This is a genomic window from Pseudarthrobacter sp. NIBRBAC000502770 (assembly GCF_006517815.1).
Classification (GTDB): Bacteria; Actinomycetota; Actinomycetes; order Actinomycetales; family Micrococcaceae; genus Arthrobacter; species Arthrobacter niigatensis.
In genome coordinates this window covers 1,650,282-1,673,264 of record NZ_CP041198.1, presented here as the reverse complement: position 1 = coordinate 1,673,264, position 22,983 = coordinate 1,650,282, and the positions used below count along the sequence as shown (strand labels likewise).

Genomic DNA, 22,983 nt, shown 5'->3' with positions numbered 1-22,983 from the left:
GGTGGGGCCCGCCGTCGTTTATTGCCTTCCAACGGCCCTTATCCAGCCCCCTGCGACTCCAAAAGGTCGCGAAGCTCCCGCAGGGCCGCCTTCGCGCTTGCAAGCCACTGAGCGTCCGCCAGCGGAACTTCACTCACCGAGAGCTCCACCTCACAGCCTTGCGCGAAGTCAGCTCCCATCACCTGGAGCAGCGACCGCGCGTCCACCTCCGCGGCGCCGGCCTTGCTGATGGTGACGGGAAGCCCGGTGTCCGTGGCGGCCCGGACAAATACCGCTGCGGAACGTGCATGCAGGCCTGCGGGCGCTGCCACCACAGCCTTTTCTATTGGCAAAGGGACTCCTTTTTGAGAGACGGCCCCCTCCGTCATTTAGTGAATTTCCAGACCAAATATAGCGTTCACCACGTTGTGGTTAGCAAAGACGGAGACTGTGCCGGCGCTGGTCTAGACCGTCCTAAAATTGAATGAACCCAACGGCAGGAGAAAGAACATGGCAGCTGGCGCCGCGGCAATCACGGGCGACATTGACCGCACCAGCGGCACGGCAATTTACGTCCAGCTTCGTGAGATTCTTCGGACGTACATCGCCCAGTCCTGCCCGCCGGGATCTGCGCTGCCGTCAGAACGGGACCTGGCGGAGCGGTTCGGGCTGGCACGCATGACAGTGCGCCAGGCTATTGATGCCTTGGTGGGGGAGGAGGTCATCGAGCGGGTTGTGGGCCTCGGGACCTTCGTGCGGCGGCCGAAACTGGATCTCCAGGTTAAGCTCACCTCCTACAGTGAAGAGATGCAGCGGCGCGGCATGGTGCCCGCGGCCAAGGTGCTGAGCTTCGAGCAAATAGGTGCCAGCGCGTTCCTGGCCCGCGAGCTCCAGCTCGATGAGGGTACACCGCTGGTCCGCTTCCGCAGGCTGCTGCTGGCCGATGGGGAGCCCATGAGTGTGGATGAGAACTTCATCCCGGCCCACCGCGTCCCCGGCCTGCTCGATGGTGAGCCGCCCACGTCCCTGTACAACGTCCTGAGCGAGCAGTTCGGGCTGGTGATGGAGTGGGGTGAGGACATGATCGAGGCCACGGCCGCTTCACCGTCCACCGCCCGGCTCCTGAACGTAGAGGTGGGGGCGCCGTTGCTGAAGATCCAGCGGCATGCCTTCGTGGCCCGGGCGATGGTTGACTACTCCGTGTCCTATTACCGGGCGGACCGGTACAAGCTGTGGGTGCCCCTCCAACGGCCCGGAGCCCGCCGCGCCCGCAACCACTGACAGGTTCACGAGTACCTTTTTGCTGCAGCAGGCAGGGACAGCCCCGGCGAGCGGCCTTGCCGCAGTCGGAACAATTAAACAAGTGAAGGCCCGATCCTTGCGGATCGGGCCTTCACTGTTGGAACACAGAGCCTAGTGCGTCAGGCTCTTGGATCCTTCAGCTGCTTCGACTGCCTCGTGGCCATGGCCATGGGCTGCCTCGAGCTCTGCGGGCGTTGCTGGCGCAACACGGTCCTCGAAGAACCAGCGGGAGAGGAACGCGCGGCGCTTTTCCTTGCGGGTCACGACGCCGTGCTCGTTCGGCACAGCAGGCAGAACCTGGGGTGACTCGAAACCAACCAGCTTGTATCGCTTGTACTCGTCCAGCGGCGCGTGGACCTCGATGAATTCACCGTGCGGGAGCCTGACAATTCGTCCGGTCTCGCGGCCGTGGAGGGCGATCTCCCGGTCCTTGCGCTGCAGCGCCAGGGCGACGCGCTTGGCGACGATGAAGCCGATTACCGGTCCGACGAAGAACAGGGCGCGGAGCCAGTAGGTGACGTCATTGAGGGACACGTGGAAGTGCGTGGCAATGAGGTCTGAACCTGCAGCTGCCCACATCACGCAGTACCAGATGAAGCCAGCCACACCGATGCCCGTACGGGTCGGGGCGTTGCGCGGACGGTCCAGCACGTGGTGCTCGCGGTCATCCTTGGTGATCCAGCGTTCGATCCACGGGTAGGTGAACATCACGGTGAACAGGATTCCGGCGGGGACCAGTGCCGGGAGCAGCACGTTGAACGTGAACACGTGTCCGAAGAAGATCTGTTCCACGTGCCAGTTGCCGAGCGTGCCGGGCATGAGCCGGAGCGCACCATCGACGAAGCCGATGTACCAGTCAGGCTGCGTACCGGCCGACACGGGGGAGGGGTCATACGGACCGTAGTTCCAGATGGGGTTGATGGTGAAGAATGCTGCCATCAGTGCGATGACACCGAAGACGATGAAGAAGAACCCACCGGCCTTCGCTGCGTAGACAGGACCCAGGGGGTAGCCGACAACGTTGTTGTCGTTCCGGCCGGGACCGGGGTACTGGGTGTGCTTGTGGACGACCACCATGAACAGGTGCAGGACGATCATCAGGAGGATCAAGGCCGGAACCAGCAGGATGTGGAGCATGTAGAGGCGGCTGATGATGGCCGTGCCAGGGAACTCGCCGCCGAACAGGAAGAACGAGATGTACGTTCCGATGACCGGGATCGACTTGATGACGCCGTCGATGATGCGCAGGCCGTTGCCTGACAGCAGGTCGTCGGGGAGTGAGTAGCCGGTGAAACCGGCAGCCATGGCCAGGATCAGCAGGACGCTGCCCACGACCCAGTTCATTTCACGCGGACGGCGGAACGCGCCGGTGAAGAAGACCCTCAGCATGTGGACTGCGATGGAGGCCACGAACAGCAGGGCGGCCCAGTGGTGCACCTGGCGCATGAAGAGTCCGCCACGGATGTCAAAGGAGATATTCAGCGAGGAGCTGTACGCCACCGACATTTCCACTCCCTTGAGGGGAATGTAGCCGCCGTCGTAATGGGTCTCCGCCATTGACGGATCAAAGAAGAACGTCAGGAAGGTTCCGGACAGCAGAAGGATGACGAAGGAGTACAGCGCCACTTCACCGAACATGAAGGACCAGTGGTCGGGGAAGACTTTACGGCCGAACTCGCGGAGGATTCCGGAGCCGCCGACACGTGAGTCGACGAAGTCGGTGATCCGGCCTGTCTTGGTTTTGGCGACGAAAGCCGGCTCAGCTGTTGATGCTGCGCTCATGCGAATCACGCTCCCAGTAACTTGGTCCTACGGGTTCATGGAAGTCGCTGGTAGCGACGAGGTAGCCCTCGTCATCAACTGCGATGGGCAGCTGGGGCAGAGGACGGCTGGCGGGGCCGAAGATCACCTTGCACTCTTGCGTGAGGTCGAAGGTGGACTGGTGGCACGGGCACAGCAGGTGGTGCGTCTGCTGCTCGTACAGAGCAACGGGGCAGCCAACGTGGGTGCAGATCTTGGAGTAGGCAACGATGCCGTTGTAACCCCATTCTTCGCGGCCCTTTGAGGGGTTCAGCGATGCGGGATCAAGGCGCATAAGCAGCACAACGGACTTTGCCTTCTCGTTGAGCTTGCCTTCCTGCAGTTCATTCAGGCCCTCGGGGATGACGTGGAAGGCTGAACCGATGGTGACGTCCGAGGCCTTGATGGGAGTTCCATCGGGGTCGCGGGTGAGGCGCTTTCGCTTTCCGTCCTGCGGAGCCCACATGGTGTGCGCGAGCTTGTCGTCAGGGCGGGGACCGAGGTCACCGAAGATGGCGACGGCGGGAAGCGGGGCCAGTGCGACCGCACCCAGGAGGGTGTTGCGGATCAGCGGGCGGCGCTTGATGCCGGTCTCTTCCACAATGTCGTCGACGATGCGGACCGCGGCCTGGCGGTCTTCTTCATACCGGATGGCGTGGCGTTCCTCGGAGACTTCGTGGTCGGGCATCAGGGCCTTGGCCCAGTGCACGATACCGGTACCGATACCCAGCATGGCGAAGGCTGTACCAATGCCGAGCAGGGCATTCTGGAGCCGGATGGTGGCAATGCTGGAGTCATCACCCAGATCAATGGCGAAGTACGCCACCAGGAAGATCAGGGTTCCAACAACAGAAATGCCAAATAGTAAGGCGACCTGCCGTTCTGCCCGCTTTGCGGCCTTCGGGTCCGTGTCAGCCAGGCGCAAACGATGCGGGGGAATTCCAGGATCCTGGAACTTCTCCACCTCATTCTGACCAGCCGTAGCTACGGTGCCCGAGTGGTTCGGACTGCCGTCACTATGGTTGCCCATAATTCGCCTCATCCTTCTCTCGTCCCGGCAGTTGCCGGGTTAGTTTCTAATTTCAAGCTGCTGACTGGGCAGCAGAAGTTGTGGGTTCCTGCGGAAAGTCAGGACGTCCTGGACGTAAGCCAGATGGTGAAGGCAATGATGACGCCAAGGCCAGCTACCCAAACGAACAGGCCTTCGGCAACCGGACCCAGCGAGCCAAGGTCGGCCCCACCCGGCGAGCCGGTGGTTTCAATCTGCTTCAGGAAGGTGATGATGTCCTTCTTGCCTTCAGGAGTGATGTTGGCATCGTTGAACACCGGCATGTTCTGCGGGCCCGTGACCATGGCCTCGTAGATGTGCTTGCCGGAGACGTCGGCCAGGGCAGGCGCGAACTTGCCGCGGGTCAGTGCACCACCGGCAGCGGCGGCGTTGTGGCACATGGCGCAGTTGGTGCGGAAGAGCTCACCGCCGGCAGCTGCATCGCCGCCACCGTTTGTCAGGTCTTCTGCAGGGATTGCCGGGCCGGCTCCCAGGGAGGCAACGTAGGCTGCAAGCTGGTGGGTCTGCTCGTCGTTGAACTGGACGGGCTTCTTCATGGCCTGCGGGCCGTTCATCTGCATCGGCATGCGGCCGGTGCCTACCTGGAAATCAACAGCGGCTGCACCGACACCCACCAGTGACGGGCCATCCTTGGAACCACTGGCACCCATGCCGTGGCAGGTGGCGCAGTTGGCGGCGAAGAGCTTGCCGCCTTCTTCCGTGTCGCTTGCACTGAACGTGGTGGTGGAAGCCTTGGCCTGGTTGACGGTGGTTGCCACGGCGTACAGCCCACCCGTGATGAGGAGCCCCATCAGAAGCAGCGCTATTGCTGCAAGTGGGTGACGCCGCTTTTGTGAGAGTGCCTTCACGTGGTGGTTCCTTTATTCGATCCTGCGCCGGCTCCGGGAGCCGCTACCTGAAATTCTGCCTCTTGTAGAAAAAGAATCAAAGCTGGCTACTTGAGTACGTAGATGACCAGGAAGAGGCCGATCCAGACGACGTCAACGAAGTGCCAGTAGTAAGAGGTGACGATCGCGGACGTTGCTTCGAAATGTCCGAACTTCTTCGCGGCGAACGACCGGCCCATGATGAGCAGGAAGGCGATAAGGCCGCCAATCACGTGGAGGCCGTGGAAGCCCGTGGTCATGTAGAAGGCCGAGCCATATGCATTGGAGGAGAGCGATACGTGCTCTGAAACCAGCATGGCGTATTCGGTGGTCTGGCCGGCAACGAAGAACGCACCCATGAGGAACGTCAGGGTGAACCATTCGTTCATTCCCCAGCGGGCAAACTGCAGGGCGCCGCCGGTGCGCCGTGGCTGAAGCCGCTCTGCGGCGAAGACGCCCATCTGGCAAGTGAAGGAACTGGCCACGAGGACGATCGTGTTGACGAGCGCAAAGGGGAAGTTGAGCTTGGCTGTCTCTTCCGCCCACATCTGTCCGCTCGTGGAGCGCAGAGTGAAGTACATGGCAAAGAGACCGGCGAAGAACATCAACTCGCTGGACAGCCACACAACGGTTCCGACAGAAACCATATTGGGGCGGTTCAGCGTGGGGTGCGCCGGGGTACTGGGGGCATGGGTCGCAGATGTCACATAGACATTATGTCTGTAAAAGTCCGTGCTGCCCAACGCAAACCGCCTTTTCGGAGGACTTTTTCTACAAAGACGCGAAATTGCCCGGAAAAGTTCCCGCGACGGTTCACATTGGTCACTGGCCGCCATCGGTCGATAGCATCAGCACGTGACTTCTCAGGCAACTAAAGCGTCCGCCAACACCTGGCCCCGGTTGATCTCAACGCTCATCAAGGGCACTGACCTCACTGCGGAGAACACCTCCTGGGCCATGGACACCATCATGTCCGGGGAAGCAACACCGGCCCAGATCGCCGGATTCCTTGTGGCCCTCAGCGCCAAAGGCGAGACGGTGGATGAGCTCTCCGGCCTCGTGGAGGCAATGCTTGCCCACGCCAACCCCGTGACCATCAGCGGGGAAAAACTCGACATTGTCGGTACCGGCGGTGACCAACTTAACACCATCAACATCTCCACCATGGCCGCCCTGGTCTCTGCCGGGGCCGGCGCCAAGGTGGTCAAGCACGGGAACCGCGCGTCGTCGTCGTCGTCCGGTTCCGCTGACGTACTTGAGGCGCTCGGCGTCCGCCTGGACCTGCCCATTGCCCAGGTGGCCCGGAACGCGGAGGAGGCAGGAATCACGTTCTGCTTTGCCCAGGTGTTCCACCCGTCGTTCCGGCACACGGCCGTCCCGCGGCGGGAACTGGCGGTACCCACAGCCTTCAACTTCCTGGGACCGCTCACCAACCCTGCCAATGTGCAGGCGTCAGCCGTGGGCGTCGCCAATGCGCGGATGGCACCACTCGTGGCCGGGGTCCTGGCCCGCCGGGGGAGCAGGGGACTGGTCTTCCGCGGCAATGACGGGCTGGACGAACTGACCACAACGGGCCCGTCCACTGTCTGGGAGATCCGCGACGGGGCCGTCAGTGAACTGCGTTTCTCCCCGGAGGACCTCGGCATCAGGCTGGCTACTGTTGAACAACTCCGTGGCGGTAATGCGGCGGCGAACGCGGGGGTTGTCCGGGATGTGCTGGCCGGCAGTGAGGGCCCGGCAAGGGACGCCGTGCTGGTGAACGCCGCGGCAGGCCTGGTTGCGTTCGACCGGGACGCCGAGGGCCCGTTCCTTGACCGCATGAAGGAGGCATTCGCGCGGGCGGCGGACTCGATCGATTCCGGTGCCGCCGCGGCCGTGCTGGACCGTTGGGTGTCCCTCTCGCGCGCCTAAACCGCGGTTATTGTTCGAAGCCCAGGGAAAAAGCGGCGTCAAGGTCGTGCTGCGAGTAGGCCCTGAACGCGATGTGCGTGGTGGTGTGGACCACTGCGGGGACTTTTGAAAGCCGGTCCGCGATGACGTCGGCGAGGTCTTCGTGCCTGCGGACCCGCGCTACTGCAATGAGGTCCCATTCACCGGTGACCGAATACACCTCGCTGATGCCTTCGATGGCTGAAATCTCTTCAGCCGTCTCCGGGATGCGGGCGGCGTCAGTCTTGATCAGAACAAATGCGGTAACCACGCTTGAACCCCTTCAATCAGTGCCGCCGCGATGACCCACGGCAGGCTTTTCTCTCCGGCCAGCCTATTACACGGGCGCCGGACCCGGCTGACACCCTGAATCCGCCTTCTCTACCTGCCCTGCCGTCGGCGGAAGCGCACCACGCCTGCCACCAGGAGCCGGTACCCCACCAGCAACACGGCGAGGGCCAGCGTTGCAACGATAATGAAGGGAAGGACCACCGTTTGCCCGGTCAGGGCCCGGAGGAGCATTCCGCCAACCAGGGTAGCGAGCCAGACTGGAACGCCGGCCCGGGCGATGGCCAATGGACTGCGCCACACCCTGGCAGCCGCCCATCCTGCCGCTGCGCCGGCAAGGAATGGCCAGGCGGTCAGCAGCACGCCGAGGACGGGCTCCTCGCGGTGGTGCGCATCCCGGCCTATAGCGGCGAAAACAAGGATCAGCACGACGTCGGCCACTGCTGCAGCCAGTGCTGCCCGTGCGGGTGTGGTCGGTGCAGGCTTGGTTTTCAGGGAACTCATGTTTCGAGCTTAGCTGCCGCCAGGAGGCGCGCTGACGGGCTCTCTAAAGAAGGGGAGTGGACTCTAGTGCCGGTTACTGAAGCGGGCTGTCACCGTGGCACCCCTTGTTGGGGATGCAGTAATCTCGCTGCAGTAGGTGAGGCCCCCTAGCCATGACGGAGACACCGTGAATAAAGCCCTATGGATCTGCAGCCTGGTGGGTGCTGCTTTGGGGATCAGCCTGGGCCTGGCGATCTTCCACACGCCGTTTTGGGGTTTCGCAGTGGGGCTCGGCCTGGGTGCCGTTGTGGGGGCCTCAATTCGGCGGAGCCACTAGAGGCTGCATGTCTGGTTCTGCCGCAGGACGGCATCGCGCTGGCCGAATGAGGGAGTGCCAGCTTGCCATTACTTGACATAATGTAGATTATCGGCGCTTTGGGCAGGTCCGGAAGCGGAGCATCGACTTCGGCCGTCCGGGCCTGGATGCGCCATCAAAGACCCAGCACCGCCGTTCCAGTCACCGGGCCCATTGTCTTTCTCCAACCGCACGTCAAGAATGACGTGATGACGGTTTACGTGCGTTCACTTGAAACTGCAGTTCCGGCGACAAAACTGATCCAGTCCGAAGCCCGTGATGTCTTTGCCGCCCAACCGGGACTTTCCCGGCTTGGGTCCCGCCTGGTCAACACCTGTTTCGACGGCGCAGCCATCGAGACGAGATTCACCGCCGTCCAGGAACTCACCAACGCGTCACGCTCGGAGAACCCCCAGTTTTACGACCCGGACACCGGGCTCCTGCTGAACCCCAGCACCAAAGTCCGCAACGATATCTTTGCCCGGGAAGCCACCAAACTCTTCGTAGAAGCGGCCCGGGCTGCCCTGCAGGCTGCGCCGGAGTTGGATTTACTTGACATAACTCATCTCGTGACGGTGTCATGTACGGGCTTTTTCAATCCTGGCCCGGACTACAAGGTGGTCCGCGAGCTAGGACTTAGTCCTTCCGTGCAGCGGTACCACCTGGGCTTCATGGGCTGCTACGCGGCCTTTCCCGCCCTCCGCGCGGCCAAGCTGTTCTGTGAATCCGACCCGAATGCGGTTGTCCTGGTGGTCTGCGCCGAACTCTGCTCACTGCACGTACGCACGTCCAATGATCCGGACACAATCATGGGTTCGGCCCTGTTCGCAGATGGCGCCGCTGCCGCCGTCGTGACTGCACGCCCCGGCGTAGAGGAAGCCGCACTGTTGAAGCTGGACCATTTCGAAACAGTCCTGACCCCTGTTGGTGAGGACTCCATGGCGTGGAACATCGGCGATCATGGGTTCGAGATGGTCCTGGGCAACTACGTGCCCCACATCATTGATGACCACATCGTCGGTGCCCTGCAGCCGCTGCTGGCAAAAGACCCGGAATTGGCGGCACTCCCCTACACCGCAATCCCCCACTGGGCGATCCACCCCGGCGGGCGCAGCATCCTCGACAAGGTCCAGTCCCGGCTTGGCCTCAGCGATGAGCAGCTGGTTCCCGCCAGGGACATTCTGCGCAACTACGGCAACATGAGCAGCGCCACAGTCCTGTTCGTCCTCAAGCACATCCTGGAACAACCGCTGCACCCGGATGGTCGCCACGACGGCGAGGCCATCTGTTCCATGGCCTTTGGCCCGGGACTCACGGTGGAGACCGGCCTGTTCACCAAGCTCCGGCAAGCCGCGGCATGCACCTGGGACCCCGGACTGCGGGAATCCGCTGCGGTGGCCACCCTCATGCCGGGCCAGGACCGGATGACTGAGATGGCCTGACGGGATTCGCGTGGGAATCCTGCTGCGAACGCGCGCTGCCGGAGCGGTGGAGCAGATGGACCGCGCCGACTGCGATGCCCGGCTCCTGGACAATACGTACCGGCAGTTCTGGGTCATCAATAGGGTGCTGTCCGGTTGGCGGCGGCTGTACCGGACGGAGCTGCGCACCGCCGCTGCGTCGCAGCAGCGCCCATTGACCGTGCTGGACATCGGCTCCGGTGGCGGCGACCTTGCCGTCATGCTCGCGCGCTGGGCAGAGCGGGACGGCCGGCCAATCCACGTCACCGGCATCGATCCGGACCCGCGCGCCGCCGCATTCGCCCGCCGGCGTCCGGCAATCCCTAGCGTCGACTTCCGGCAGGCGCACAGCGGCGACCTGGTCCGGGAAGGCGCCCGGTTCGACGTCGTGATTTCCAACCACGTACTGCACCACCTTGATCGCGCGGAACTCCGGCAGCTGCTGTCGGACTCGGAAATCCTGGCCACCAGGAAAGCGCTGCACAACGACCTCATCCGCAGCCCCGCCGCCTTTGCCCTGTTCAGTGTGGCCGCGCTGCCTTTCAGGAAGTCCTACATCCGCGGGGACGGCCTCACCTCCATCCGGCGCAGCTATACGCCCGCGGAGCTGGCCGCTTCCGCTCCCCCGGGCTGGTCCGTGGAGCGCCCGTCGGCCTTCCACCAGGTCCTGGCTTGCCGGAAGGACTGACATGGACGCCGATGTCCTGATCGCGGGCGGCGGTCCCGTGGGCCTGTACCTGGCAGCCGCGCTGCTGCAGGAAGGCGTAACGGTGAGGGTTTTCGAGCAGCGGCAAGCCCCGAACCGGCATACCAGGGCGATCGGCATCCACCCGCCGGCCCTGGAGGCCCTTGCCGGGGTGCAGGTGGCATCCAGCATGGTTCACGAAGGCGTCCGCATCCGTGCCGGAATGGCGGTCAGCGGCGGCAGGACGACGGGAACCATGGTGTTCGACCATGTGTCCAGGGACTTTCCATTCGTGCTGGCACTCCCGCAGTTTAGGACCGAACAGCTCTTGGAAGAGCGTGTCCTCGCCCTCGATCCGGGCGCGATTGTCAGGGGCGCCCGCGTCACGGGGGTTACGGACGACGGCGGCAGGGTCACCGCTGCGGTGGAGGCCGGCCCGGGTGCCACGCGTCCGTGCGGCAGTGCGACTGGAGCGTTGCTCGTTGCGGCCGACGGCGCCCGGTCAGCGCTGCGGGAGCGGCTCGGCGTCCCCGTTGTCCGCAGGACCTATCCGGACCATTACCTCATGGGCGATTTTGAGGACGGCACGGAGTACGGGGACAATGCCGTCCTGTTCCTCGAGCCCGACGGAATCGTTGAGTCGTTTCCGCTGCCGGGAGGCGTCCGGCGCTGGGTGGTGCGGCTGGACTCCCCCGCCGGAGCGGCTGCAGGGCCCCACGATCTTGCGGAGCTGGTGCGCCGCCGGACCGGGAATCAGCCGGATCCAGCGTCCAACTCCATGCTGAGCGCCTTCAGCGTGCGTTCCGGAATTGCGCAGAGGACAGTCGCCGGACGCGCAGTGCTGCTGGGTGACGCCGCCCATGAAATCAGCCCCATCGGCGGGCAAGGCATGAACCTTGGGTGGTTGGGAGCCCGGGACCTTGCGCCGTTGGTCTGCGCCGCCCTGTCGGGCAAACCCATGGGCCTTCAACTTCGGAAATTCGAGCGGAACCGCCGCCGGGCAGCCCATGTGGCCCGTCGGCAGGCGGAAATCAACATGATGCTGGGCAGGCCGCTGCCGCAGCCGCTCCTGCAGTTCCGTGTTGCCGGCATTGGTGCGGCCGCGGCAATACCCGCGGTGAACCGCTGGGCCGCGAAGCGCTTCACCATGCAGTAGCAGGTTTCCGGCGCGGAGGGCGGTTACCGGAAGTAGCAGTCGTAGCTGTCCTGGCTCACGATCACACCGTCGCTGACCTGGAAGACGGACGACGTCCTGGCACGGATCGTCTCGCCCCGGTCCCAGTACTTCAGGTCCATGAGCACCGTGGCGGACCAGTCAGCCTCCACCACCACCCGGCCGCCCTCGCACGTGGTGCGCCGGACAGTGAACTGCTGGTCCTTGACCACCTCGCGGCTTTGGTCGGCGCCGGCCAGTACCGCCGCCAGTGTCCGCGTGGAACCTTCCGGTGCCAACAGGTGCGGGGCCTCGATCAGCACGAACTGCTCCGCGAGGAACGGCCGGATGTCCGCGGCACCGCCACCCGCTTCAAGGACCCGGATGAATGCCAGGACGTGTTCCAGCGGGGACTGTGCAGGAAGGGAATCTTCAGCCATGCAGTAGACCCTAGCCGACCGTTCCTGCGTGCCGTCCGCCAGTAGGCTGTCCCCATGACCCAGACTGTTCCCCCGACCACCGCCAGCGCCGGCCAGATCCGCGAGCTTGTTGAGCAGGTCCTCTCTGCCGGATCCCTCCCGCCCATTGTCCAGGCCGGGCACCCGGCACTCCGGCAGCGTGCCGCTGACTTCGATGGCCAGCTGTCAGACGACCAGCTGGGCCGCCTGGTCGAAGTCATGCGCCAGGTCATGCATGAAGCACCCGGAGTAGGCCTTGCCGCGCCGCAGCTGGGCATCCCCCTGCGGCTGGCCGTCCTGGAGGACCAGTACGACATCGACCCGGCTGCTGCCGCCCTCAGGAACCGGAGCCCCCTGGACTTCCTTGCCATCCTCAACCCCCGCTATACACCGGTTGGCCCGGGACATGCGTCATTCTTTGAAGGATGCCTTTCCCTCAACGGGCTGCAGGCGGTGGTGGCGCGTCCCGAGACCGTCCTGCTGGAGTATGCAACGCCCGACGGCGCGGCGGAGCGGCGTGAGTTTTCCGGCTGGCAGGCGCGCATCGTGCAGCACGAGACAGACCACCTCGACGGCATCCTGTACATAGACCGTGCCCAGCTTCGTTCGTTGAGCAGCAACGCCGAGTACGCGGCCCACTGGGCGGAAGCGGGCATCACCAAGGCACGGGAAGGGCTGGGTTTCGACGACGGACCCGCCGGGATCTCCCTCGGCTGACAGTTACCGCTTCCTCCGCATGCAGGGCTGGCGGGGCTGAACGCCCAGCCAGCCCTAAACTGGTTCCCATGCCTTCCGCGGACCTTCCCCTCCTGTGCCCCGTCTGCTCACGTCCACTGGAGTACCTGCCTGCGGAGGCCACGCACCAGCCACGCCTGTCGTGCCCGGAGGGGCACAACTTCGATGCCGCCCGGCAGGGCTACTTCAACCTGCTGGTGGGTAAGGGCACACCCTTTGAACCTGACAGCGCCGCGATGGTGGCGTCACGGTTCGCCTTCCTGGGGAACGGCCACTACGCGCCGCTGGCACACGCCCTGGCCTCCGCCGTCGTACCTTTACTGCGGGAGGAAGGCGCTGTGGTTCTGGACTCCGGAACCGGGACCGGCCATTACCTGCGGGAGATCCTCGACGCTGCAGCCACCGCGGGCCGCCCGGCCTCTGCAATCGGACTGGACATCTCGAAGTTCGCCCTCCGCCGGGCTGCCCGCCTCAACCCGGAGGCCGTCCACCTGGTCTGGGACATCTGGCGGCCGCTTCCGGTGGCGGAGAATTCGGTGGATGCGGTCACCGTGGTCTTCGCTCCGCGGAACCCCGAAGAGTTCGCCCGGGTCCTGCGCCCAGGGGGTGTGCTGGCAGTGGTGACGCCGCGGCCCGGACATTTGGCAGGCATCGCGGCCGTAACCGGAATGCTCGGCATTGAAGAGGGCAAGGACGAGCGCCTGGCGGACGCAATGGCCGGGCACTTCGAGCCCGAAAAATCCCTTGACGTGGACATACCTCTCACGCTGGGCCGCGCGGCCGCGGCGGACCTGGCGTTCATGGGACCGGCCGGCCACCACCTCGACCGGGACCAGATCGCGGCCCGGCTGGAAAGCTCCCCGGAACCGGTTCGGGACGACGCAAGGTTCCGGATTTCCGTGTTCCGGCCCCGCGCCCAGGGCGCCCCGTAACGACTTGGCCACTATCCCCCGGCGCCCGCTGTGAACCCGCCCACAAGCCAGGTCCGCGGACTACGATGAAAAGACAGTTACTGGCGGGTCCGCGGACGCGGCTCCCCCGTGACAAAGGGGGAAGCAGGAATGTTCGAATGGCTTGGGGAAAACTGGTGGGCGTTGTGGCTTACGGCTTTCCTGGCGTTTGCAGTGATCGAGATGATCACCCTTGACCTGTTTTTCATCATGCTGGGCGGCGGATCACTTGCCGCACTGGTCGCCGATTTCGCCGGCGCCGAGCCCTGGCTCCAGGTCGTCATCTTCTGCATCGTGTCGCTGCTCATGGTCGCCTTCGTCCGGCCCGTGGCCCTGTCCCACCTGAAGAAGGGACCCTCGGAACAGCGGACCAACGTGGACCGGCTGATCGGTGAGCCGGCCGTGGTCATGGAGGCCGTGACGTCCGACGGCGGCCTGGTGAAAATCGGTGGAGATATCTGGAGTGCGCGCTCCGCTGCGGGAGTGCTTCCCGCAGGCCAGACGGTGGTTGTAGCGGCCATCGACGGCGCAACAGCAGTGGTTTCGGTGCCGCCCACGGCGGCCACCGGGCCCGATACAGCCTGACAATTGGGGAACAAGGAGTTGTATGGAAAACGCAGGCGGAACCGCACTGGCCATTGTGCTGGTGGTTCTGATCGTCTTTGTCATCATAGTTTTGGTCCGGTCCGTCCGGATTATTCCGCAGGCGCGCGCCGGCGTCGTTGAACGGCTGGGTAAGTACCAGCGAACCCTGAATCCGGGCCTGACCATCCTGATTCCCTTTGTGGACCGGCTCCTGCCGCTCCTGGACCTGCGTGAACAAGTCGTGTCCTTTCCGCCGCAGCCCGTCATCACCGAGGACAACCTGGTGGTCTCCATCGATACGGTGGTCTACTTCCAGGTAACAGACCCCCGAGCCGCGACGTATGAGATCGCCAATTACATCCAGGCGGTCGAACAGCTCACCACCACCACCCTGCGCAACGTGGTGGGCGGCCTGAACCTGGAGGAAGCCCTCACATCCCGGGACCAAATCAACGGGCAGCTCCGCGGCGTCCTGGACGAGGCCACCGGCCGCTGGGGCATCCGCGTTTCGCGGGTTGAACTGAAGGCCATTGATCCGCCGCACTCCATCCAGGACTCCATGGAGAAGCAAATGCGCGCCGAACGTGACCGCCGGGCCGCGATCCTGACCGCCGAAGGAACCAAGCAGTCGGCCATCCTCACCGCGGAGGGGCAGCGCCAGGCGTCCATCCTGGCTGCGGAGGGTGAAGCCAAGGCCGCCATTTTGCGGGCGGACGGCGAATCGCAGGCCATCCAGAAGGTCTTCGACGCCATCCACAAAGGAAACCCGGACCAGAAACTGCTGGCCTACCAGTACCTGCAGACGCTGCCCAAGCTCGCCGAAGGCTCGGCCAACAAGCTGTGGATCATCCCCAGCGAAGTCGGGGAAGCCCTGAAGGGAATTGGGAACGCCCTGGGCGGCACCAACGGGGAGGCCGGGACACTGTTCCAGGACGCTCCCGCAGAGCGCACGCAACCATAAGCACCCCGAACACCAGGAGGGTTTGGCGGCGGACGCCGAACCCTCCTGTTTTGTCTGCGGTGGGATAAGAGTCGTATAATTGGGTATTTGTCCGGCAGGAGAATACCAGCTGGAACAACCAAGCTTCGCAATGCGTTGAATCCTATGATGCAACACACTGCACAAAGTAGTCCGGCGGTGCCACGGCGCCACCGGCTAGCGCGGAGATTTCATCCGCGAACCGACCAGAGGGAGAAATCATGAGCGATCGCAGCCTGCGGGGCATGCGCCTTGGTGCGCAGAGCATGGAGACCGAGTCCGGAGTTGAGCCGGCTCCGCGCCAGCGGGTCGAGTACCGTTGCGCGGATGGCGAGCAGGTCTTCGTCACGTTCTCCTCCGAGGCGGAAATTCCTCCGGTGTGGGTCTCCAAAACCGGTAAGGAAGCGCTCCTGGTCGACGGCGAAAAGCCTGACACCAGCAACGACAAAGCAGTCCGCACCCACTGGGACATGCTGCTCGAACGCCGCTCCCTGCCTGAACTCGAACAGATCCTCGAGGACCGCCTTACCATCCTGCGCGAACGCCGCGGAGAGCGGCGCTCGGCATAGAGCCAGTCCGCAAATAGGGGGCGGCCCCGCACAATGGTGCGGGGCCGCCCCCTATTTTTGTGCCGGCGTGACGCCGGCGGTGCCCCCGCGGGCAGAGGCCTAGGGCGTGTCTCCTAAACCTGGGTTGGTTTAGGCGGGATGCTTGATGGGTGTCGCGTACTTCTGTTTTGACTGATGGGCAGTGGGCCCGCATCCAGCCGTTGTTGCCGTCCTCTGATGGTCGTCGGGGTCGTCCTTTTCGGGACGACCGGCGCGTGGTCGAGGGCATCATTTACCGGTATCGGTGCGGGATCGCGTGGCGGGATGTGCCTGCCGAGTTCGGTCCGTGGCAGACCATTTGGAAGCGTCACCGCCGCTATAGCGGTGACGGAACGTGGGACAGCATCCTGGCTGCACTGCTGACGGTCGCGGACTCTCAGGGTGAAGTGGATTGGTCGGTCTCGGTCGATTCGACGGTGAACCGTGCCCACCAGCACGGCACCAACCTTCCGCGCGCCACAGGGGGCCGGCTCGAATTACATGAATCTGTTTGCTGAGCCGGACGATCATGCGGTTGGGCGGTCCCGGGGCGGACTGAGCACCAAGATTCACGCCTTGGTTGATGGCAAAGGCAGGCCCTTGGTTCTGCTGGTCGCCCCGGGCCAGGGCGGGGACGCGCCGATGTTCGCCCACCTCATGAACCAGCTGAAGATCAACCGGGCCGGTCAGGGCAGACCCAGAACCCGCCCGGACCGTGTCCGCGGTGACAAGGCCTACTCGTCTCGAGCGATCCGAACCCACCTCCGCGACCGCGGCATTATTGCTGTCATCCCGCAGCCTTCCGACCAGATCGGCCACCGGAAGCGACGCGGCTCCTCCGGTGGCCGGCCCCCGGCCTTCGACAAAGAGGATTACAAAGGCCGGAACGTCGTCGAACGGAACTTCAACGTCTTCAAGCAATGGCGTGCCTTGGCAACACGCTACGACAAACTCGCCCTCACCTACCGCGGAGGAGCGGTTCTTTGGGCAATCAGCATCTGGCTAACAGTTTTAGGAGACACGCCCTAGGCCCGCTTGTTCTTCAGCTTGCCGGCAAGGGTGTTCCAGCGCGCTGCCAGACCCCATTTGGTGACGTTGACCATGGCTTCGACCACGATGTTGCCGCTCATCTTGGATGCGCCGAGCTCGCGTTCAACGAAGGTGATGGGGCGTTCCTCGATGCGCAGGCCCAATTTGGCGACGCGCCATGCCAGGTCCACTTGGAAGCCGTAGCCCACGGAGTCCACCTGGTCCAGGTTGAGCTTTTCCAGGGTGGTCCTGCGGAAGGCGCGGTATCCGCCGGTCACGTCCCTGATGGGCAGGGCCAGCATCAACCGGGCGTAGGTGCTGCCGACGCGGGAGATTGCCTGGCGGTACAGCGGCCAGTTGACCACGCTGCCGCCGGGAACCCAGCGGGACCCCATGGCCAGGTCTGCGCCCTGCTCAACGGCCTCCAGCAGTTGGGGAAGCTGTTCCGGCTGGTGGGAGCCGTCTGCATCCATTTCCACCAGGACGTCGTAGCCGGCATCCAGGCCCCACTTGAAACCGGCAATGTAGGCGGCGCCCAGCCCTTCCTTGCCCTTGCGGTGCAGGACGTGAACCTGGGAGTCTTCTGCTGCAAAGCCGTCGGCGAGCTGGCCGGTGCCGTCAGGGCTGTTGTCATCGACCACCAGCACGTCCGACGCCGGAACGGCCGTCCGCAGGCGCTGGAGCGTCTTGGGCAGCGATTCCAGTTCGTTGTAAGTGGGAATGATCGTAAGGACGCGCACAGAGGGCCTTTCCTGGTGGAAGTGGTCGGTGCACCTGATACCGGGTGGGCCGGCGGCGGGCGCAACTCCCCATTATAGGGTGGAGCGTTCCCGGGTCAGGAACGCAGGGCCGGGCTCACGAACAGTTCGGCACCGTCTTTCACGGTTTGCAGGCACACCGGGTCCGAGCCCGTGTCGAGCGCCGGAAGAAGGGGGGTCCTGGCGCGCGGATCGGTGCTCCATGACTGCACCCTCCCGTCAGCCACCTGGACCATCAGCTCCTCAACCTCCCAGACGGCGAAGCTGGCAGGGGCGCCCGGGACCAGTTGGCCGGCCATGGGGTTGGCGTGCCGTGCCGCCCTCCAGCCCGCACGGGTGTGCCCCAGGAACGCTGCGCGCGCGGAAATGCGCTGGTCCTCGTTGTGGTGTTCCACGCAGGCGCGCACGCTGGACCAGGGACGCAGAGGCGTGACGGGGCTGTCGCTGCCGAAGCAGACGGGAACTCCGGCGGAGTAGAAGGCAGCGAACGGGTTCATCGACCGGCTCCGCTCCCCCAGCCGCTGCTCGTACAGGCCTCCGGGGCCACCCCAGGCTGCGTCGAAGGAGGGCTGCGCGCTGACGGTCACCGAGTAGTGCGCCAGCCTTGCCACGGCCGCGGCATCAGCCATCTCCACGTGCTCAAACCGGTGGCCCACCGCGCGCACCCGCTGCTCGCCCACTTCCTTGGCCGCCAGGTCCAGGGCCTCGAGCGCAGCGTCCAGCCCGGCGTCGCCGATCACGTGGAACCCGCCCTGGATCCCGGCAAGGGAGCAGGCGGCAAGGTGGGCTGCCGCCTGGTCTACGCCCAGGTAAAGGGTGCCCCGTTCCTGGCCCGCATCACTGTAACCGGCGCGCAGGGCGGCGGTGCGCGAGCCCAGGGAACCGTCGATGTTCAGGTCCCCTGCCAGGCCGCGGACTCCCGCCCCCAGTTCGGCCACCAGTGCGCGTGCCTGCTCCTCGGACGAGACCAGCTCGCCCCAGTACGGCATCACGTCGGGATAGCGGGGCTGCCCGGCTTCAGGGGCGTTCCATCCTGCAGCCAGCCTCAGGTCCTCAGCCCCGCCGATGTGGGGTGCGCCCATTTCGGCCAGGGCGACGTACCCGTTCGCCGCAGCCTCCGCCAGGGCACGGGCCTGGTGCCGCTTCAGCACGCCCTGGGGCAGCCGTCGGGTCACCTGCCGCGCTGCCTCGTGGGCCGCCCGTGCCACCCGGGCGCCGCCGTCGTAGCCGTCCTTGTCCTGAAGATCCGCAGACCTGGCCAGGGACGTGGACACCAGCGCCGAGTGCACGTCCACACGGGAAAGGTAAACCGGCCGGCCCCCGGCTGCCCGGTCAAGTTCTTCCGCCGTGGGCAGGGTGGGATCCGCCCAGGTACTCTCGTCCCAGCCGTGGCCCAGCACCGGTCCGTCCCCGCGGTCCCCGGCGACTGCATCAAGCAGTGCCCGGGCCGACGTTACCGGCCCCAGCTGGAGCGACTCGAGCGCGATTCCGGTTTCGGTCAGGTGCATGTGGGAGTCAACGAAGCCCGGTGCAACCAGGGCGCCGCGGAGGTCGATGATGTCCATGGTGCTGTCGGCAATGGACGTCGCCGCCTGTTCCGATCCCACCCAGGCAACTGTGTCCCCATCCACCAGCATGGCGGTGGCGAACGGATCGGCCGCCGTATACACGGATCCATTGCGGTAAAGCACCGGGGCTGGTCGGGAGGCGTCGGCGGGGGTCGAATCAGGGCGGGGCATAAAGTCAGGACTCCTGGAAGGTGGGCAGGCCGTGTCGGCCCGGCCGGGGGGTTATCGGGTTTACAGAACGGACGAGTAAGCCACGACGCCGCGGCGGATGAGGTTGATCGCCTCGGCGCAAAGCCGCGCCAGGCGCGGATCAAGGCCCGGGATCTTGGCGAGCTGGTCCAGCAGGTCCACCACCTGCTTGACCCAGCGGACAAAGTCCCCGGCGGCAAGGTCGGTGCCGCTCAGGACATCCTGCAGGTGGCGCCCGCGGGCCCATTTGTACAGCGGCCACACGAGGCCGAGTTCAGGTTCGCCTGTCAGCGGAAGCTTGTTCTCCTCTTCCACGTCTTCGAGAACGGACCATTCCTTAACCACGATGTCCACCGAGGTCTCCAGGGAGACACTGGGCATGCGCGGCCGCAGGCCCCTGTCTTCGCGTTTAGCCTGGTAGACCAGGACGCTGGCCAGGGCAGCCACTTCCGCCGCGTCCAGGTCATCGAACGCGCCCAGCCGCAAGGACTGGGAGATCAGCAGGTCCTTTTCACCGTAGATCCGGCGCAGCCGCTGGCCGTCAGGGCTGATGTTCAGCCGGCCCTCTCCGGCGTCTTCCAGGTAGCCGTACGCGGAAAGGACGTCGCAGACCCGGTCGAAGGTCTTGGCGATGGTGTTGGTGCGGCCCTGGATCTGGCGGACCAGGCCATCCGTTTCGCGCCGCAGCTTCCACCAGCGTTCCGACCACCGGGCATGGTCTTCGCGTTCGCTGCACCCGTGGCAGGGATGGGCTTTGAGGGCCCGGCGCAGATCGGCGATCCGCCGCTCCTGGTTGGGGAGGGCGGCGCCACGGCCGAAGTCATGGTTGCGGTTCTGCCCGGGAGCCGGAGGACGGTTTTCGCGCAGGGCGTTGCGGACGGAGGATGCCAGGTCCCGGCGCGATTTTGGCACCTTTGCATTAAAGGACTTGGGAATCCGGACCCGGGTAACCGGCGCGATAGGTCCCTCCAGGTCATCGGTTCCAATCCGGCGCAGCTGGTTGTCCAGGGTGAGTACGGCCGGCCGGGGTTCACGGCTTCCGTGGTCGGAACTAAGGACGACGGCGGGCCCGGGGGCACGTCCGCCGGGAACGTTTACCACGTCCCCGGGCAGGAGGCGGGCCAGGGAGTCGCCGCTGAGCGATTTCTGGACGCGGGACTTGGTCCGGGAGGTGGCGCTCTCGGCATCGGAAAGTTCCCGGCGCAGCCGGGCATACTCAGTGAAGTCACCCAAATGGCAGGTCATCGATTTGGCGTAGCCGGCAAGCGACTCCTCCCGGCTGCGCACCTGCCGGGCCAGCCCAACCACCGAGCGGTCAGCTTGGAACTGGGCAAACGAGGACTCAAGTATCTCGCGGGCCCGGGCACGCCCGAACTGTGCCAAAAGGTTGATGCTCATGTTGTAGGTGGGCCGGAAACTCGAGTTCAGCGGATAGGTTCGCCGGGACGCCAGGCCGGCCACCGCCGTCGGGTCCGTCCCGGGCTGCCACAGCACCACGGCATGGCCTTCGACGTCGATCCCCCGCCGGCCGGCCCTTCCGGTCAGTTGGGTGTATTCGCCCGCCGTTATATCCACGTGGGCTTCGCCGTTGAACTTGTCCAGTTTTTCCAGCACTACCGAGCGGGCAGGCATGTTGACGCCCAAGGCCAGGGTCTCAGTGGCGAAAACGGCTTTCACCAGGCCATCGGCGAACAGCTTTTCGACAACTTCCTTGAAGGTGGGCAGCATGCCGGCGTGGTGGGCAGCAAAGCCCCGGAGGAGGCCATCACGCCAAGTCCAGAATCCCAGGACGTCGAGATCGTCCGGCGGGATGTCCTGCCCGGCCTCGTCCACACGCTGGGCGATAATCCGCTGTTCCTTCTCGGTGGTGAGCCACAGGCCGGACCCTACGCATTGCGCCACCGCGGCTTCGCACCCCGCGCGGGAGAAGATAAAGGTGATAGCCGGCAGCAGGTCCATCCGGTCCAGGCTTGCAATGACCTGGGGCCGGCTGGCAGGGCGCACTCCGGTCGACTCTCCCCGGCCCGGCCGCTCGTACCCCCGGCGGCCACGCTGCCCCCGGCCGCCGGGGCGGCTCCGGAAGCTTTGCTGGCTTTCGCTGCGCGCAACGGAGAGCAGGTCAGGATTGACGTCGAAGCCGCGCCCCTTGGCGGTCCCGGCCGGGTTCACGGACGTAGCAGGTGGCTGTCCCTCATCGTCCACTGGCGGGGCGATCTCGTCAAAAGTGGTTTCCCCCGCGAACAGGTCCATAATCTGCCGCCCCACCATGACGTGCTGCCACAGTGGCACCGGCCGGTGTTCGGAGACGATGATGTCGGTGTCCCCCCGGACAGTATCCAGCCATGCACCAAATTCCTCGGCGTTCGAAACGGTGGCACTCAGCGAAGCGACCTGGACCTCACTGGGCAGGTGGATGATGACTTCTTCCCAGACTGCTCCGCGGAACCGGTCGGCAAGGTAGTGGACCTCGTCCATGACCACGTAGCCCAGGTCGCCCAACGTGGCTGAGTCCGCGTACAGCATGTTCCGGAGGACCTCGGTGGTCATGACCACCACCTGCGCGTCCCCGTTGATGCTGGTGTCCCCAGTCAGGAGGCCCACGTTGTCCGCGCCGTATTTCTGGCTCAGTTCACTGAACTTCTGGTTGCTGAGCGCCTTGATGGGGGTGGTGTAGAAGGCCTTCAGGCCCCGCTGGAGAGCGAGGTAGATGGCAAACTCCCCCACGATGGTCTTGCCGGCTCCGGTAGGGGCAGCCACCAGGACTCCCCTGCCCTCCTGCAAAGAACGGCAGGCTTCGCGCTGGAAGTCATCAAGCTCGAACTCAAGGGTCCGGGAAAACTGTCCGAGGTAGGTGGCCGCCTCTGCCCGGCGCTCGGCGCTGGCACGGTACCTCTCGGCTGGCGAAAGTTCATCGGGATCGACGGGGCCGGCGGAGAAGGGTCCGGTGGTGGAGGACATAACCCAAGCCTAGCGGCAGGCTAGAGCTTCTTAAGTTCACTGCTGGGGGTGGCGATGTCGGCAGTGGCTTCGGTCTCCTCGACGTGCCTGGCCTCGCGGCGTTCCCGGCGCTTGTCGTTCATGATGCAAATGCCGATCGCTGCAAAGAAAAGCGCCAGCAATGGGCCGGCCAGCATGAACATGGAGATGGCATCCGCACCCGGTGCTGCGATGGCTGCCAGGACGAACACCAGGAAAACGGTGATGCGCCAGGCCTTCAGGATGGTGCGGCCGGACACGATGCCGGCCATGTTGACGCCAACCAGCACCACGGGGACAAGGAAGGCCAGGCCCAGCATCAGCACCATGCGGGTGACGAATTCGATGTAGGTCCTGGCATCTATGACGCTGGAGGAACCTGCCGGAGTGAATTGGGTCAGCGCGTGAACCACCTGCGGAACCACAAGCCAGCCCACCCAGATTCCGGCGAGGAAGAGCGGAATGGCAGCTGCCATATAGCCCAGCGTGTAGCGCCGTTCCTTGGAGGTAAGCCCCGGAGTAATGAAGGCCCAGAGCTGGTAGATCCAGATGGGGCTGGAGATGACGGCCCCAATGAGGAGCGACATCTGCAGCTTGAAGTCGAAGGGCGACGCTATGGTGCCGAAGTTGATGGCCGCCAGGCCCCCGGTTTCATTCGAAATCCGGTTTACCGGTTCGGCGAGGGCCTTCAACAGCGGATCGTAAAGTATCCAGCCCCCAATGCCGCCGATAACGACGCCGATAGCCGACTTGATCAGCCGGTTCTTCAGCTCTTTGAGGTGTTCCCACAGGGACATGCG

Annotated in this window: 23 protein-coding genes; 11 read left to right on the top strand and 12 right to left on the bottom strand. The window is 64.7% G+C overall.

Translation table 11 applies throughout. The features are described 5' to 3' along the window. Positions 1 to 38 precede the first annotated feature (38 nt). Positions 39 to 332: an HPr family phosphocarrier protein gene (locus NIBR502770_RS08070; RefSeq protein WP_210418931.1), complete on the bottom strand. Its 294-nt coding sequence runs from the start codon at positions 330 to 332 to the stop codon at positions 39 to 41. 157 nt (positions 333 to 489) lie between these two features. Here NIBR502770_RS08070 and NIBR502770_RS08065 point away from each other — a divergent pair, with 157 nt between their 5' ends. After that, positions 490 to 1,260 carry a GntR family transcriptional regulator gene (locus NIBR502770_RS08065; RefSeq protein ID WP_141181612.1) on the top strand — a complete coding sequence of 257 codons (771 nt, stop codon included), beginning with the start codon at positions 490 to 492 and terminating at the stop codon, positions 1,258 to 1,260. Positions 1,261 to 1,392: 132 nt separating this feature from the next. Here the strand turns inward: NIBR502770_RS08065 and NIBR502770_RS08060 are convergent, their stop codons facing one another. The 4 genes from NIBR502770_RS08060 to NIBR502770_RS08045 all read right to left on the bottom strand — a co-directional run bounded on the left by NIBR502770_RS08060 (position 1,393) and on the right by NIBR502770_RS08045 (position 5,759). Continuing rightward, positions 1,393 to 3,063 (bottom strand): ubiquinol-cytochrome c reductase cytochrome b subunit, encoded by a 1,671-nt coding sequence (locus NIBR502770_RS08060; RefSeq protein WP_141181611.1) that lies wholly within the window; start codon positions 3,061 to 3,063, stop codon positions 1,393 to 1,395. Next, positions 3,041 to 4,111, bottom strand: coding sequence for a ubiquinol-cytochrome c reductase iron-sulfur subunit (locus NIBR502770_RS08055; protein ID WP_141181610.1), 1,071 nt, complete (start codon positions 4,109 to 4,111; stop codon positions 3,041 to 3,043). The genes NIBR502770_RS08060 and NIBR502770_RS08055 overlap by 23 nt, the downstream gene beginning before the upstream one ends. A 98-nt stretch (positions 4,112 to 4,209) precedes the next feature. Continuing rightward, positions 4,210 to 4,998: a cytochrome c gene (locus NIBR502770_RS08050; protein ID WP_141181609.1), complete on the bottom strand. Its 789-nt coding sequence runs from the start codon at positions 4,996 to 4,998 to the stop codon at positions 4,210 to 4,212. 86 nt (positions 4,999 to 5,084) lie between these two features. Next, the gene (locus NIBR502770_RS08045; protein ID WP_217509392.1) at positions 5,085 to 5,759 is read right to left on the bottom strand and encodes a heme-copper oxidase subunit III; all 675 of its coding nucleotides are present in this window, start codon (positions 5,757 to 5,759) and stop codon (positions 5,085 to 5,087) included. 112 nt (positions 5,760 to 5,871) lie between these two features. On the opposite strand from NIBR502770_RS08045, the gene trpD reads away from it, so the two are divergent. Further along, positions 5,872 to 6,927 (top strand): anthranilate phosphoribosyltransferase, encoded by a 1,056-nt coding sequence (gene trpD / locus NIBR502770_RS08040; RefSeq protein WP_141160401.1) that lies wholly within the window; start codon positions 5,872 to 5,874, stop codon positions 6,925 to 6,927. A gap of 7 nt (positions 6,928 to 6,934) precedes the next feature. Here trpD and NIBR502770_RS08035 read toward each other — a convergent pair whose 3' ends face one another. Beyond that, positions 6,935 to 7,216, bottom strand: coding sequence for an Lrp/AsnC family transcriptional regulator (locus NIBR502770_RS08035; RefSeq protein WP_141160402.1), 282 nt, complete (start codon positions 7,214 to 7,216; stop codon positions 6,935 to 6,937). Positions 7,217 to 7,326: 110 nt separating this feature from the next. Next, positions 7,327 to 7,737, bottom strand: a complete 411-nt coding sequence (locus tag NIBR502770_RS08030; protein WP_141181608.1) for a DUF3054 domain-containing protein — start codon at positions 7,735 to 7,737, stop codon at positions 7,327 to 7,329. A gap of 543 nt (positions 7,738 to 8,280) precedes the next feature. Between NIBR502770_RS08030 and NIBR502770_RS08025 the strand changes: the two genes are divergently transcribed. Genes NIBR502770_RS08025 through NIBR502770_RS08015 form a run of 3 tightly spaced genes read left to right on the top strand, consistent with a single transcriptional unit; the run spans position 8,281 to position 11,372 of the window. Beyond that, positions 8,281 to 9,513 (top strand): type III polyketide synthase, encoded by a 1,233-nt coding sequence (locus NIBR502770_RS08025; RefSeq protein WP_246857446.1) that lies wholly within the window; start codon positions 8,281 to 8,283, stop codon positions 9,511 to 9,513. Positions 9,514 to 9,568: 55 nt separating this feature from the next. After that, on the top strand, positions 9,569 to 10,219 hold the full coding sequence (locus tag NIBR502770_RS08020; RefSeq protein WP_246857481.1) for a methyltransferase domain-containing protein: 651 nt from the start codon (positions 9,569 to 9,571) through the stop codon (positions 10,217 to 10,219). Position 10,220: 1 nt separating this feature from the next. Next, positions 10,221 to 11,372, top strand: coding sequence for an NAD(P)/FAD-dependent oxidoreductase (locus tag NIBR502770_RS08015; protein WP_141181607.1), 1,152 nt, complete (start codon positions 10,221 to 10,223; stop codon positions 11,370 to 11,372). A 23-nt stretch (positions 11,373 to 11,395) separates the two neighbouring features. On the opposite strand, the gene NIBR502770_RS08010 is transcribed toward NIBR502770_RS08015, so the two are convergent. After that, positions 11,396 to 11,809 (bottom strand): nuclear transport factor 2 family protein, encoded by a 414-nt coding sequence (locus NIBR502770_RS08010; protein ID WP_141181606.1) that lies wholly within the window; start codon positions 11,807 to 11,809, stop codon positions 11,396 to 11,398. Between the two features lie 54 nt (positions 11,810 to 11,863). On the opposite strand from NIBR502770_RS08010, the gene NIBR502770_RS08005 reads away from it, so the two are divergent. From NIBR502770_RS08005 to NIBR502770_RS07980, 6 genes are all read left to right on the top strand, one after another. Next, complete coding sequence (locus tag NIBR502770_RS08005; protein ID WP_141160409.1) at positions 11,864 to 12,544, top strand: peptide deformylase; 681 nt, start codon at positions 11,864 to 11,866, stop codon at positions 12,542 to 12,544. A 68-nt stretch (positions 12,545 to 12,612) separates the two neighbouring features. Next, positions 12,613 to 13,494, top strand: a complete 882-nt coding sequence (locus NIBR502770_RS08000; RefSeq protein WP_141181605.1) for a methyltransferase domain-containing protein — start codon at positions 12,613 to 12,615, stop codon at positions 13,492 to 13,494. A gap of 129 nt (positions 13,495 to 13,623) precedes the next feature. Beyond that, positions 13,624 to 14,097 (top strand): NfeD family protein, encoded by a 474-nt coding sequence (locus NIBR502770_RS07995; protein ID WP_141160411.1) that lies wholly within the window; start codon positions 13,624 to 13,626, stop codon positions 14,095 to 14,097. 22 nt (positions 14,098 to 14,119) lie between these two features. Next, positions 14,120 to 15,058: an SPFH domain-containing protein gene (locus NIBR502770_RS07990; protein ID WP_141160412.1), complete on the top strand. Its 939-nt coding sequence runs from the start codon at positions 14,120 to 14,122 to the stop codon at positions 15,056 to 15,058. A gap of 239 nt (positions 15,059 to 15,297) precedes the next feature. Continuing rightward, positions 15,298 to 15,645: an RNA polymerase-binding protein RbpA gene (locus NIBR502770_RS07985; RefSeq protein ID WP_026266052.1), complete on the top strand. Its 348-nt coding sequence runs from the start codon at positions 15,298 to 15,300 to the stop codon at positions 15,643 to 15,645. Positions 15,646 to 15,794: 149 nt separating this feature from the next. After that, positions 15,795 to 16,692 (top strand): IS5 family transposase gene (locus tag NIBR502770_RS07980; RefSeq protein WP_141181604.1). Its coding sequence is split into 2 segments (ribosomal slippage): positions 15,795 to 16,145 and positions 16,147 to 16,692, totalling 897 coding nucleotides; the frame shifts between segments, so codons are not numbered across the junction. Here the strand turns inward: NIBR502770_RS07980 and NIBR502770_RS07975 are convergent. The 4 genes from NIBR502770_RS07975 to tatC all read right to left on the bottom strand — a co-directional run bounded on the left by NIBR502770_RS07975 (position 16,689) and on the right by tatC (position 22,980). Then, a complete protein-coding gene (locus NIBR502770_RS07975) occupies positions 16,689 to 17,432 on the bottom strand; it encodes a polyprenol monophosphomannose synthase (RefSeq protein ID WP_141160413.1) in 744 nt (247 codons plus the stop codon). The two genes, NIBR502770_RS07980 and NIBR502770_RS07975, sit on opposite strands and share 4 nt — an antisense overlap. Positions 17,433 to 17,527: 95 nt before the next feature. After that, entirely contained in the window at positions 17,528 to 19,189 is a 1,662-nt protein-coding gene (locus NIBR502770_RS07970; RefSeq protein WP_141181603.1) for an amidohydrolase, read from the bottom strand. A gap of 60 nt (positions 19,190 to 19,249) precedes the next feature. After that, entirely contained in the window at positions 19,250 to 22,165 is a 2,916-nt protein-coding gene (locus tag NIBR502770_RS07965; RefSeq protein WP_141181602.1) for an RNA helicase, read from the bottom strand. Between the two features lie 20 nt (positions 22,166 to 22,185). After that, a complete protein-coding gene (tatC, locus tag NIBR502770_RS07960; RefSeq protein ID WP_141181601.1) occupies positions 22,186 to 22,980 on the bottom strand; it encodes a twin-arginine translocase subunit TatC in 795 nt (264 codons plus the stop codon). Positions 22,981 to 22,983: the final 3 nt, after the last annotated feature.

Coding starts and splice junctions, on each gene's coding strand:
- NIBR502770_RS08025 (WP_246857446.1), top strand. CDS start 8,281: ATGACGGTTTACGTGCGTTCACTTGAAACTGCAGTTCCGGCGACAAAA.
- NIBR502770_RS07970 (WP_141181603.1), bottom strand. CDS start 19,189: ATGCCCCGCCCTGATTCGACCCCCGCCGACGCCTCCCGACCAGCCCCG.
- NIBR502770_RS07985 (WP_026266052.1), top strand. CDS start 15,298: ATGAGCGATCGCAGCCTGCGGGGCATGCGCCTTGGTGCGCAGAGCATG.
- NIBR502770_RS08000 (WP_141181605.1), top strand. CDS start 12,613: ATGCCTTCCGCGGACCTTCCCCTCCTGTGCCCCGTCTGCTCACGTCCA.
- NIBR502770_RS08010 (WP_141181606.1), bottom strand. CDS start 11,809: ATGGCTGAAGATTCCCTTCCTGCACAGTCCCCGCTGGAACACGTCCTG.
- NIBR502770_RS08030 (WP_141181608.1), bottom strand. CDS start 7,737: ATGAGTTCCCTGAAAACCAAGCCTGCACCGACCACACCCGCACGGGCA.
- NIBR502770_RS07995 (WP_141160411.1), top strand. CDS start 13,624: ATGTTCGAATGGCTTGGGGAAAACTGGTGGGCGTTGTGGCTTACGGCT.
- tatC (WP_141181601.1), bottom strand. CDS start 22,980: ATGTCCCTGTGGGAACACCTCAAAGAGCTGAAGAACCGGCTGATCAAG.
- NIBR502770_RS08065 (WP_141181612.1), top strand. CDS start 490: ATGGCAGCTGGCGCCGCGGCAATCACGGGCGACATTGACCGCACCAGC.
- NIBR502770_RS08060 (WP_141181611.1), bottom strand. CDS start 3,063: ATGAGCGCAGCATCAACAGCTGAGCCGGCTTTCGTCGCCAAAACCAAG.
- NIBR502770_RS08005 (WP_141160409.1), top strand. CDS start 11,864: ATGACCCAGACTGTTCCCCCGACCACCGCCAGCGCCGGCCAGATCCGC.
- NIBR502770_RS08020 (WP_246857481.1), top strand. CDS start 9,569: ATGGACCGCGCCGACTGCGATGCCCGGCTCCTGGACAATACGTACCGG.
- NIBR502770_RS07965 (WP_141181602.1), bottom strand. CDS start 22,165: ATGTCCTCCACCACCGGACCCTTCTCCGCCGGCCCCGTCGATCCCGAT.
- NIBR502770_RS07990 (WP_141160412.1), top strand. CDS start 14,120: ATGGAAAACGCAGGCGGAACCGCACTGGCCATTGTGCTGGTGGTTCTG.
- NIBR502770_RS08015 (WP_141181607.1), top strand. CDS start 10,221: ATGGACGCCGATGTCCTGATCGCGGGCGGCGGTCCCGTGGGCCTGTAC.
- NIBR502770_RS08055 (WP_141181610.1), bottom strand. CDS start 4,111: ATGGGCAACCATAGTGACGGCAGTCCGAACCACTCGGGCACCGTAGCT.